The sequence below is a fragment of the Cupriavidus sp. 01L46 genome, assembly GCF_056399905.1.
Map to the genome: position 1 here is coordinate 1 of NZ_JBFTSF010000221.1, position 11,097 is coordinate 11,097.

At 65.8% G+C, this 11,097-nt stretch carries 12 protein-coding genes; all 12 read right to left on the reverse strand.

The features are described from left to right. A partial coding sequence (locus AC1DS3_RS28445; RefSeq protein ID WP_477128407.1) for a hypothetical protein occupies positions 1-231 on the reverse strand: 231 nt, incomplete at its 3' end. 21 nt (positions 232-252) lie between these two features. Continuing rightward, the gene (locus AC1DS3_RS28450; protein WP_441638095.1) at positions 253-1,107 is read right to left on the reverse strand and encodes a DMT family transporter; all 855 of its coding nucleotides are present in this window, start codon (positions 1,105-1,107) and stop codon (positions 253-255) included. A gap of 55 nt (positions 1,108-1,162) precedes the next feature. Then, complete coding sequence (gene gloA, locus AC1DS3_RS28455; RefSeq protein WP_006162781.1) at positions 1,163-1,570, reverse strand: lactoylglutathione lyase; 408 nt, start codon at positions 1,568-1,570, stop codon at positions 1,163-1,165. 116 nt (positions 1,571-1,686) lie between these two features. Further along, positions 1,687-2,571: a M48 family metallopeptidase gene (locus tag AC1DS3_RS28460; RefSeq protein ID WP_441637945.1), complete on the reverse strand. Its 885-nt coding sequence runs from the start codon at positions 2,569-2,571 to the stop codon at positions 1,687-1,689. Then, on the reverse strand, positions 2,568-3,320 hold the full coding sequence (locus AC1DS3_RS28465) for a lysophospholipid acyltransferase family protein (RefSeq protein WP_043343766.1): 753 nt from the start codon (positions 3,318-3,320) through the stop codon (positions 2,568-2,570). Before AC1DS3_RS28465 ends, AC1DS3_RS28460 begins: the two co-directional genes overlap by 4 nt. Positions 3,321-3,337: 17 nt before the next feature. Further along, positions 3,338-3,916 carry a D-glycero-beta-D-manno-heptose 1,7-bisphosphate 7-phosphatase gene (gene gmhB / locus AC1DS3_RS28470; RefSeq protein WP_477128408.1) on the reverse strand — a complete coding sequence of 193 codons (579 nt, stop codon included), beginning with the start codon at positions 3,914-3,916 and terminating at the stop codon, positions 3,338-3,340. A gap of 29 nt (positions 3,917-3,945) precedes the next feature. Continuing rightward, positions 3,946-6,078 (reverse strand): glycine--tRNA ligase subunit beta, encoded by a 2,133-nt coding sequence (gene glyS / locus AC1DS3_RS28475; protein WP_477128409.1) that lies wholly within the window; start codon positions 6,076-6,078, stop codon positions 3,946-3,948. Positions 6,079-6,114: 36 nt separating this feature from the next. Next, positions 6,115-6,771, reverse strand: coding sequence for a hypothetical protein (locus tag AC1DS3_RS28480; protein WP_441637950.1), 657 nt, complete (start codon positions 6,769-6,771; stop codon positions 6,115-6,117). Beyond that, positions 6,768-7,718, reverse strand: coding sequence for a glycine--tRNA ligase subunit alpha (gene glyQ, locus AC1DS3_RS28485; RefSeq protein WP_477128410.1), 951 nt, complete (start codon positions 7,716-7,718; stop codon positions 6,768-6,770). The genes AC1DS3_RS28480 and glyQ overlap by 4 nt, the downstream gene beginning before the upstream one ends. 480 nt (positions 7,719-8,198) lie before the next feature. After that, positions 8,199-9,806 (reverse strand): apolipoprotein N-acyltransferase, encoded by a 1,608-nt coding sequence (gene lnt, locus AC1DS3_RS28490; RefSeq protein WP_441637954.1) that lies wholly within the window; start codon positions 9,804-9,806, stop codon positions 8,199-8,201. Further along, on the reverse strand, positions 9,803-10,675 hold the full coding sequence (locus AC1DS3_RS28495) for an HlyC/CorC family transporter (protein ID WP_477128411.1): 873 nt from the start codon (positions 10,673-10,675) through the stop codon (positions 9,803-9,805). The genes lnt and AC1DS3_RS28495 overlap by 4 nt, the downstream gene beginning before the upstream one ends. Before the next feature lie 230 nt (positions 10,676-10,905). Next, positions 10,906-11,097: hypothetical protein (locus AC1DS3_RS28500; protein WP_477128412.1), on the reverse strand; the 192-nt coding region annotated here is incomplete at its 5' end.

Sequence of the window (11,097 nt, forward strand, 5' to 3'; positions counted from 1 at the left end):
TCGCCTTAAGGCGATGCGAGTTTGGGTCCCGGCCGCTCTTTTCATGAAATCCCGAGGGGGTGTCGCCCCATCCGGCGCGCCTTTTTTGCCTACTTTTTTGGCAAGACAAAAAAGTAGGTCGCCGCGCCGCAGGCGTGGTGAAACTGCAGTTGCTTTTGACCTTGACGTTAAGCCGTTGCAGTTAAGCCCTTGAATCTGAAGCTGATTTTTCAGTTGCAGTTGCAGTTGCAAGTTGCAGCTACATCCCCCCATTTACTCCCGCCGATTCACCAACACAATCCCCCCCAACACCAGCACCGCGGCAATCGCAAACCGCATKCCCACGGTGTCGTGCATCAGCACTACGCCAAACGCCACCCCGAACAGCGGCGTCAAAAACGAAAACACCGACAAGCGCGAAGCCAGGTACTGCCGCAGTAGCCAGAACCACGTCAGGTAGCTGGCGAACGCAATCAGCACGGACTGGTAGAACAGGCTGGCCATCACCATGCCGTCGACGCGCGCATGCAGATGCTGCCCGGCAGCAAGCGCCATGGTCAGCAGCATCACCGCGGACACCGCAAGTTGATAGAGCAGCGTCTTGCTGGGCGCAGCCGAAGCCAGCCGGCTGGCGCGCACCACCACCGTGGTAGCGGCCCAGAGGAAGCCGGCCAGGATCCCGAGCGCATCGCCCAGCAACGTGCTGCCGCCATGCGCGGCCGGCTTGGCGATACCATCGGCGAAGGCCAGCGCCATGCCGCAGAAGGCCAGCCCGACGCCCAGCCATTGCCCGCGCCGCAGGCGTTCGCCGGCCACGCTCAGATGCAGGCCGAGCGCGGTGAAGATGGGTGCGGTGTAGAGGAACACGGCCATGCGCGAAGCCGTGGTGTGGCCAAGGCCGACAAAAATACAGAAGAATTCGGCGCCGAATAGCAAACCAGCCAGCAAGCCGGCACCCAGCGTGCCATCGTGCTGCCACAGCGGCGTGCGGCGCCAGGCGGCAAAGCCGAACACCAGCACGGCTGCCACCGCCGAGCGCACGCCCGCCTGCAGCACCGCGCCCATCAGCGGCGCCGTCGCCTTGATGGCCACTTGCTGCAGTCCCCAGGCCAGGCACAGCATCACCATCAGCGTGACGGCCGTGCCGTCGAGCGGGCGCCGGCTTGGCAGTGGCGTGCTCACCTCAAGGACGGCTGGCGTCGCGCGTGGAATTGCGCTCGATCAGTTCGATCTTGTAGCCGTCCGGGTCTTCGACGAAAGCGATCACCGTGGTGCCGCCCTTGACCGGGCCGGCCTCGCGCACGACGTTGCCGCCGGCGGCGCGGATGCGCTCGCAGGTGGCTGCCGCGTTATCGGTTTCCAGTGCGATATGGCCGTAGGCGGTGCCCATCTCGTACTTTTCCACGCCATAGTTGTAGGTCAGCTCGAGCACGGCGGTTTCGGATTCCGGGCCGTAGCCGACGAAGGCGAGGCGGTATTTGTATTCGGTGTTGTCGCTCTCGCGCAGCAGCTGCATGCCGAGGATGCGGGTGTAGAAGTCGATCGAGCGTTGCAGGTCGCCGACGCGGAGCATGGTGTGGAGGAGTCGCATTTCGGGAGAGGCCTGATATTGTTTTGGGATAGGTCGATTATTCTAAACGGGATGGAAGCAATCGGTTTGCCTTGGCACAGGTGCCCCATTTTCCCGTTTTAAATCAAAGGCCCAGCCTAGAACGTGGGCAGCAACTCGGGCGGGTGGGCCCGCAATTGCGCGCGGGCATCTCGGAACTCCGGAAAGATCGATGCCACCGTATCCCAGAACCGMGGGCTGTGGTTCATCTCTTTGAGATGCGCCAGCTCATGGGCGGCCACGTAGTCGATCATCGACAGCGGAAAATGCATCAAACGCCAGTTCAGGCGGATCTTGCCGTCGGCGGTGCAACTGCCCCAGCGCGTGGCGGCGGAGGTCAGCGCAAACGCGCTATGCCGCACGCCGAGCTTTTCCGCGTAGATGTCGAGCCGCTGTGCCAGCAGGCGTCGTGCCTGGTGTTGCAGCCAGCCTTGCACGCGATCCTTGATCTGCTGCTCGTCGGCATGCACGGGCAGCGCGAGATGAAGAATGCGGGTCTCGGCATCGAACAGCAGCACGCCGGCGGGAGACTCCAGCTGCAGCGTGATGGGCTTGCCCAGGAAGGGCAGGCTGGCGCCGTCGCGCCATTGCACGGTGGGCAGCACGCGGCGGGCTTCGCGGTGCTGCCATTCGCCCAGCTTGTTGAAGATCCAGCGCTGTTTTTCCAGAATGGCCGACTCGATGTCGGCCAGCGTGACCCAGCGCGGCGCCGTGATGGACAGGCCGCGGTCGTCCACGGTGAAGCCGATGGTACGGCGCGACGAGCGCTTGAGCGTGTAGTGCACGGCGCGCTCGCCMACCAGCAGCCGTCGTGCATTGGGCTGCGGCTGGGGCCAGGGCTGCGCCGTCGGGGAGTCGGGCTGCGCCGGCGCCAACCCGCCTGGCACCATGCCGGGCGCCCTGTCTTCGCCTGCAAGGGCGTCGGACAGCGGCAGCTCCATCTGGGAACCGGGGGAGTCGGGGGTCGGGCGCAGCAATTTCATGCGGGCGTTCTGCTCCGGTAGCTCTCGGCGTCGATTCTACGCATATCTTGTTCGATCCACGCCTCAACCTCTTGATTGACCTGGTCGGCCGTCTTGTTGGCCGACGAAATCGGCGCGCCGACGGAGACCGTGATCAGGCCCGGGTACTTGAGGAACGAGTTGCGCGGCCACAGGCGGCCGGAGTTGACCGCCATCGGGATCACCCATGCGCCGGTTTCCACGGCAAGGCGGGCGCCGCCGCTCTTGTAGCGCGTTTTCTCCAGGCCCGACGGTGTGCGCGTGCCTTCCGGGAACATGATGATCCAGGCGCCTTCGGCCAGCCGCTCGCGGCCCTGGCGCACCGCCGAGGCGAAGGCACGGGTGCCTTCCTTGCGGTTGATGTGCACCATCTTGAGCATGCCCAGCGCCCAGCCGAAGAAGGGCACCATCAGCAGTTCGCGCTTGAACACGAAGCACATTGGCTTGGGCATGGTGGCCAGGTAGGCAACGGTTTCCCATGCCGACTGGTGCTTGGACAGCACCACCACCGGCTTGTCGAGCATGGCATCGAAATGCTCACGGCCCTCATAGCGGTAGCGGATGCCGCAGATCAGCGCGGCCGCACCGGTCACCAGCCGCGGCCAGCCGCGCACGAAGCGGTAGCGGCGGTCGGCGTTCATGAACGGGAAGACGATGAAGCACGCGCAGGCATAGGGMGGCGTCAGTACCAGGAGGAACAACGCGAACAGCAAGGAGCGGAGAAAAATCATCGGTACGGGAGTTGGGTTCAGGAGCCGGCCTGGCGCGGGGCGCCATCGCCGGTGAGCAGCCAGCGCGCAAAGGCGCGCAGGTCGTCGTGGATCAGCGTGCCGGGCGGCAGGCCGCCCTTTTTCTCGGTCTTGGGGCCTTTGCCGGTCAGCACCAGGTGCGGGGCGCAGCCTACCGCCAGCCCGGCTTCGAGGTCGCGCAGGGAGTCGCCCACCAGCGGCACGCCCTTGAGCTCGACGCCGAAGCGCTCCGCCAGTTGCTCAAGCATGCCGGGCTTGGGTTTGCKGCAATCGCAGCCGTCCGCCGCCGTATGCGGGCAGAAGAAGACCGCGTCGACGCGCCCGCCCAGGTTGGCCAGCGCCTTGTGCATCTTCTCGTGCATGGCGTTGAGCGCGCTCATCTCGAACAGGCCGCGGCCGATGCCGGACTGGTTGCTGACGATCACCACGCGATAGCCGGCCTGGTTGAGCGCTGCGATCGCTTCCAGGCTGCCATCGATGGGGATCCATTCGTCCGGTGTCTTGATGAACTGGTCGCTGTCGAGGTTGACGACCCCGTCGCGATCGAGCACGACAAGCTTGGGCGGTGTCTGCGGCATGATGGCTTCCCGTTGTGGTGCCGGGCCGCTTACGCGGCCAGCTTGGAGATGTCGGCCACGCGATTGGCCAGCACGTGCAGCGAGGCCAGCAGCGCGAGCCGGTTGGCGCGCAGCTGCGGGTCTTCGGCCATCACCATGACATCGTTGAAGAACTGGTCGACCGCTTCGCGCAGTTGTGCCAGGTCGCGCAGCGCGGTGGCGAAGTCGCCATTGGCGAAGGCGGCATCCACTTGCGGACGCACGCTTTCCACCGCCTTGTGCAGCGCGCTTTCGGCAGCTTCCTGGAGCAGGGCCGGCTGCACCGTGCCTACGGGCTCGGTGTTCTTGCGCAGGATGTTGGTGATGCGCTTGTTGGCCGCGGCCAGCGCCTCGGCCTGGGGCAGGGCGGCAAAGGTGCGCACCGCTTCCAGGCGGGCCAGGATGTCGTCCAGGCGCTGCGGGCGCAGGCTCACCACGGCTTCGACCTCATGGGTGGTGTAGCCCTTGTCCTTCAGGTAGCCGCGCAGGCGGTCGTAGAGGAAATCTGCGATCGCGGCTTGTGCGGGCTTGACCGCGGCAACACCGGCGAAGGCTTGCTGGGTGAGTTCCAGCAGCGCGTCGATCGACAGCGGCAGCGGGGTTTCGACCAGCATGCGCAGGATGCCCAGCGCGTGGCGGCGCAGCGCGAACGGGTCCTTCTCGCCGGTGGGCGACAGGCCGATGCCCCAGATGMCGACCAGCGTTTCCAGCTTGTCGGCCAGCGCCACGGCCAGGCTCACGGGGCTGCCCGGCAGGGCGTCGCCGGCAAAGCGCGGGCGGTAGTGCTCTGAGCAGGCCAGCGCCACGCTCTGCGCCTCGTCGTCGTGGCGCGCGTAGTACGTGCCCATGGTGCCTTGCAGTTCCGGGAATTCGCCCACCATGTCGGTCAGCAGGTCGGCCTTGGCGAGTTCGGCGCCACGCATGGCGGCCGCCTTTTCCACGGCAATGCCGGCTGCGGCCAGCGCGTCGGCGATGTGGCCGGCGATCTGCTGCAGGCGCTGCACGCGGTCGAGCTGCGTGCCGATCTTGTTGTGATAGACCACGTTGGCCAGTTGCGGCACGCGCGAGGCGAGGGTCTTCTTGCGGTCCTGGTCGAAGAAGAACTTGGCGTCCGCCAGGCGCGGGCGCACCACGCGCTCGTTGCCGCTGATGATGGACTCCGGCGTATCGGTGGCCAGGTTGGAAACCACCAGGAAGCGGTTGCGCAGGTGGCCGGCGGCATCGGTCAGCGCGAAGTATTTCTGGTTGGTCTGCATGGTCAGGATCAGGCATTCCTGCGGCACCTCGAGGAAGACCTCCTCGAAGTGGCAAGGATAGACCACCGGCCATTCCACCAGCGAGTTGACTTCGTCGAGCAGCGCATCGGGCATCACGACCTGGTCGGCGCCCGCCTGCTCCAGCAGCGCGGTGCGGATGCGTTCGCGGCGATCCGCGTAGCTGGCCAGCACGTGGCCTTGCGACGCCAGCACGGCGGCGTATTCGCCCGCATGCGCGATCTCGATCTCGCCGCTGGAGAGGAAGCGGTGGCCGCGCGTGGTCCGGCCCGCTTGCAGCCCCAGCACGCTGAGCGGCACCACCTCGGTGCCAAGCAGTGCGATCAAACCGTGCGCGGGGCGCACGAAATGCACCGTGCTGCCGTCCGGGCGCTGGTAGCTCATCACCTTGGGGATGGGCAGCTTGGCGATGGTGTCGTCCAGCGCCGCCTGCAGCCCGGCGCCCAGTTCGGCGCCGCGCGCGGTGTAGCAGTAGAAGAAGGCGTCGGCCTTGCCGTCGGAGGCGCGCTCCAGGGTTTGCCAGTCGATCGCCTCGACGCCCACCGATTTAGCCAGGGCGGCCAGTTTCTTGGCCAGCGGGGCGGTGGGCTGGCCGCTGGCGTCCAGCGCCACGGTCAGCGGCAGCACTTTCTCGCGCTGCTCGCGGTCGGGCGCGTTACGGCGCACTTTGGTGACCAGCGCCGCCAGCCGGCGCGGCGTGGCGAACGCAGTCACGGCGGCGCCGTCACCTACCAGGCCACGCTCGGAGAGGCCGGCGAAGAGGCCCTGCGCGAAGGCGTCGCCCAAGCGTGCCAGCGCCTTGGGCGGCAGCTCTTCGGTGAGCAGTTCGATCAGCAGCGTATCGTTCGAATCGGTCAGGAGTTGCGACATGAATCGTTTCCAACAAGTTGTGGCACGCGCTGCGCTTTAGCAGCGCGGTGCAATAGTAGGTTCTACGCCGGACAACAGCCACAGGCCGTTTTGCTGGCGGAATTGCAGCGTGGTTGCTACGCACTGCGTGTCTGCGCTGGTGCCATTGGTGCCGTTGCCTGCGCTGCTGCCACGGCCGCCGGGGGCGGGACGGGGCGCGAAGAAACGGGCATCGAGGCGGCGCAGCCGCTTGTCGTAGCGGATCTCGTCGATGCGGCCGCTCACCCAGAAGTCGATCCTGGGCGGCAGCTGCGCGGCCGAGTAGTACGTCTTGATCTGCCTGCGCACCCGCCCGTTGACCGTCTCGGTCTCAATCCACGAGAGCGGGTAGCGGATCGCGCTTTCATAGGCGCGCAGCGGCACGCGGTGCCAGCCCAGGTCCTTGGAGCCCGAGAGATCGCACGAGAACGTGCGCACCAGCTGGGTCCATTGGTCCAGCGAGTTGTTCGGGCCGAAAGCGCCATGCCAGTGCCGGTCGATCGCCTGCTGCAGGGCCTGCGGATTGGCCTCGCACACATTGGACAGGTCGGCCGGCAGGTACAGCACCTGCGGGCTCGGCATCGGCGCGGTGGCCCGGGCGGCGCCATGCGCCCCCAAGGCCAGCAGCGCCAGGGCAGCGCCTCGGCATAGCGCGCTGCGCGCTGTGCGGGTCATGCGGTGGCCTCGCGGTCGCACATCGGGAAGCCGAGCGACTCGCGCGAGTCGTAGTAGGCCTGGGCCACCAGCCGCGACAGGTTGCGGATGCGGCCGATGTAGGCCGCGCGCTCGGTGACCGAGATCGCGCCGCGCGCATCCAGCAGGTTGAATGTGTGAGCGGCCTTGAGCAGTTGCTCGTAGGCCGGCAGCGCCAGGCGCTTGGCGACTTCGGCCGGCGCGTCCTGCTGCGTGGCTTCGACGGCACCCATCAGGCGCTTGGCCTCGGACTCGTACTCGGCGAAGTGGCGGAACAGGATCTCGGTGTTGCTCTGCTCGAAGTTGTAGGTGGATTGCTCCACTTCGTTCTGGTGATAGACGTCGCCGTAGGTCAGGCGGCGCGTCTTGCCGTTTTCTTCCCACTCGGTCCACACCAGGTCATAGATGTTCTCGACCTTCTGCAGGTACATCGCCAGGCGCTCGATGCCGTAGGTGATCTCGCCGGTGATGGGCTTGCAGTCGATGCCGCCAACCTGCTGGAAGTAGGTGAATTGAGTGACTTCCATGCCGTTGAGCCAGACTTCCCAGCCCAGGCCCCAGGCGCCGAGGGTGGGGTTCTCCCAGTCGTCCTCGACGAAGCGGATGTCGTTTTGCTTAAGGTCCAGGCCCAGCGCTTCCAGCGAGCCGAGGTACAGCTCCAGGATGTTCTCGGGGGCCGGCTTGAGCACCACCTGGTACTGGTAGTAGTGCTGCAGGCGGTTGGGGTTCTCGCCATAGCGCCCGTCCTTGGGGCGGCGCKACGGCTGCACATAGGCGGCTCGCCACGGTTCCGGGCCGATCGCGCGCAGGAAGGTGTGCACGTGCGAGGTGCCGGCGCCGACCTCCAGATCGATAGGTTGCAAGAGTGCACAACCCTGCCGGTCCCAGTAGGCCTGCAGGGTGAGGATCATTTGTTGGAAGGTCAGCATAGGCGAAGACTAGTAAGGGCCTGCACGCAGGCCAGCAAGCAAGGGTGGACCGCGCGGCGGCAAAGTTGCCGCGGCGCTTCACGAAGATCGTGCCAAACCCTGAATTCTATCGGTTTTTTTGCCGCCGCCAGCCATMGGCACGGCCCTTGCATAGGTCAGGGCGTCCAATCCCGCCCGCGGGGCTGGCATGTGGTGTCGGCGTTTTGCAACGAATCGGGTAAACACCGAAGGGTGCTAAAGGCCTGCCGGATACTGGCCGTTAGTGTTTTTGTATACAGTATTAGGCAGAGCTGTGCATAACAGCCGCAACCGTTTGAATCAATCCAGTTACGGGGACACCGGTCATGTCGCTACTTTCTCGCAAGCCTTATCTCGTCGCCATTGCAGTGATGATTGCCGCCGCCTTGGTCTCGGCCGTAGCGGCGTCGGCCTGACGGCAGGCCTGGCAATGGGGCCGGCGCAAGCCGGCCCGGACTGCCGTCAGCTTTGCCGGCGGCGGCGCCAGGCCGCCAGTGCCAGCACCAGCAGGCATGCCGCCAGCGCTGGCACATTGCCCCAACGCACGTAGGGGGTGAAACCCTGCGTGCCCTGCACATTGGCGGTGAGCGTGCCGACGGTGAAGGTCGGCAGTTGTCCCGCCACCACGCCGTCCGGCGTTACCACGGCCGTCATGCCGGTATTGGTCGAGCGCAGCATCGGCCGGCGCGTTTCCAGCGCGCGCATGCGCGAGATCTGCAGATGCTGGTCCAGCGCGATGGTGTCGCCGAACCATGCCAGGTTGGTCACGTTGGCCAGGATATTGGCCGGCACCTTCTGGCTGCGCAGCGTCTCGGCGATTTCCTCGCCGAACAGATCCTCGTAGCAGATATTGGGCGCCACCAGGATGCCGCGCACGGGCAGCGGCGTCTGGTCCAGCCCGCCGCGGCGGAAATCCCCCAGCGGCATCTTCATCATGTCCACGAACCAATGGAAGCCGAAAGGAATGAACTCGCCGAACGGCACCAGGTGGTGCTTGTTGTAGCGGTACAGCCGTTCGGTCAGCGGGCCCAGGCCAAAGACGCTGTTGGTGAAATCGACTGGCGAATCCGCGCCGGCGGCGCCGAACAGCACGGTGGTGCCGCTAGCCACGGTGAAGTCGCGCACCGCGATGGCGATGTCCACCGGCAGGTCCTGCAAGATCACCGGGAACGCCGTCTCCGGCGTCACGACCAGATCCGCCGGGGCGGCGGTGATCAGGTCACGATAAAGCTCGAGCGAGCGCTGCACGCCGACCGGCTCGAACTTGATGTCCTGCGCCACGTTGCCTTGCAGCAGCCGCACCGAAATGGGCTTGCCGGCAGGCGTGGTCCAGGCGATCGGCACCAGCGCGGTGCCGGCCAGCGGCAGCGCCACGGCGGCCGCCAGGGCGATCGCGCCGGCACGCATGCCGCGCGGGTTGGCGTGCTCATCCTGGCGACGGGCAAAGCCGCGCACGGCGGCCGCCAGCAAGGCGGCCACGGTCGCTGCCAACGCGCCGATGCCATAGACGCCCACCAGCGGCGCGAAGCCGGCCAGCGGGCCATCGGTATGGGCGTAGCCGCTCGAGAGCCACGGAAAGCCGGTGAAGATCACGCCGCGCACCCATTCCGACAGTCCCCAGGCCGCCCCAAAGGCGAGTGGCGCGAGCAGTGCCAACGAGGTTGTCCGCGTACGGCGGGCAGTCAGCCAGTGCCACGTGGCGGCGGCCAGCGCCGGATAGAGCGAGAGGAAGGCGCCGAACAGCAGCACGGCAAGCATCGCCATCCACGCCGGCATCTCACCATAGACGTGCATGCTGATATAGAGCCACCAGATGCCGGAGAGGAACCAGCCGAGGCCGAAGGCGTAGCCGGTGGCGGCCGCGCCACGGGTGCGCGGCGCATCGGCGACCAGTGCCACCAGCCCCGCCAGCGACAGCAGTTGCAGCCACCACCAGGTGTGCGGCGCGTAGGCCTGGGTATGGGCCACGCCCAGCACGGCAGCCAGCAGCAGACGGGGCAGGCTCACGCCGCGCGCGTCGTCGCGTCCGGCGCTTGCGGCGCCGGACCATGCTTGGACAACGCGCTTCATACGCCGTCCACGTCGGGCGGGGTGAGCGGGGCCTCGCGGCGCACCAGCATCAGGTGCGCCTGGCGGGCGTCGGCACGCAGGACTTCGAAGCGTATCGGCGGCAACACCACCACTTCGCCGCGATGCGGCACGTGACCCAGGTGGTTGCTCAGCAAGCCGCCCACGGTATCGACGTCGTGATCCGAGAATTGCGTGCCGAAGGTCTCGTTGAACTGCTCGATTTCGGTCAGTCCATGCACGCGCCAACTGCCATCGGGCAGCTGCACGATGTTGTCATGGTCTTCGTCGAGGTCGAATTCATCCTCGATGTCGCCCACGATCTGCTCCAGCACGTCCTCGATGGTGACCAGGCCGGCGACGCCGCCGTACTCGTCCACCACCATGGCGATGTGGTTGCGGTTGATGCGGAAGTCGCGCAACAGGATATTGAGGCGCTTGGACTCGGGAATGAACACAGCCGGGCGCAAGGTCTCGCGCAGGTCGAACTCTTCATCGGTGTAATACCGCAAGAGGTCCTTGGCGAGCAGGATGCCGATGATGTTGTCGCGGCTGCCTTCATAGACCGGAAAGCGCGAGTGCGCTGTCTGCCGCATGAAGGGGATGAAGCTCTCCGGCGCATCGGCGATATTGACGGTGTCCATCTGGCCACGGGGGACCATGATGTCGCGCGCGGTGAGTTCGGATACCTGGAACACGCCTTCAATCATGGAAAGCGAGTCGGCGTCGATCAGGTTGCGCGCATGCGCATCCTGGAGCACCTCGAGCAATTCGGYACGGGAGTCGGGCTCCGGAGAGATGAAATCCGAGAGCCGTTCGAGCAGGGATCGGGGACGGTCGGCTGACTTCGAACTGGGATAAGGGTCGTTCATGGCGCGACGAGCGCGGGGTGGATATCGGTTGAAGGATACACTAAATGGGTTTGGGGGCTGTGATTTGGGGGTGACGGGGGGAGGTTTGGCGGGGTTTGGGGGAGGTTTGAAACTGCGACTTCAGCTGCTTAACGTCAAGGGCAACTGCAACTGCAACTGCAACTGCAACTGCAACTGCAACTGCAACTGCAACTGCAACTGCCGTTTCACCACCCCTGCGGGGCGGCGACCTACTTTTTTGTCTTGCCAAAAAAGTAGGCAAAAAAGGCGCGCCGGATGGGGCGACTACCCCCTCGGGCTTCGGCAAAAAGAGCGGCCGGGACCCAAACTCGCATCGCCTTAAGGCGATACTCAGACATGGGTCCCTCTTTTCCGCTCTTTTCGCCGAATCCCGAGGCGCCCCATACGGCCTTGGCACACCT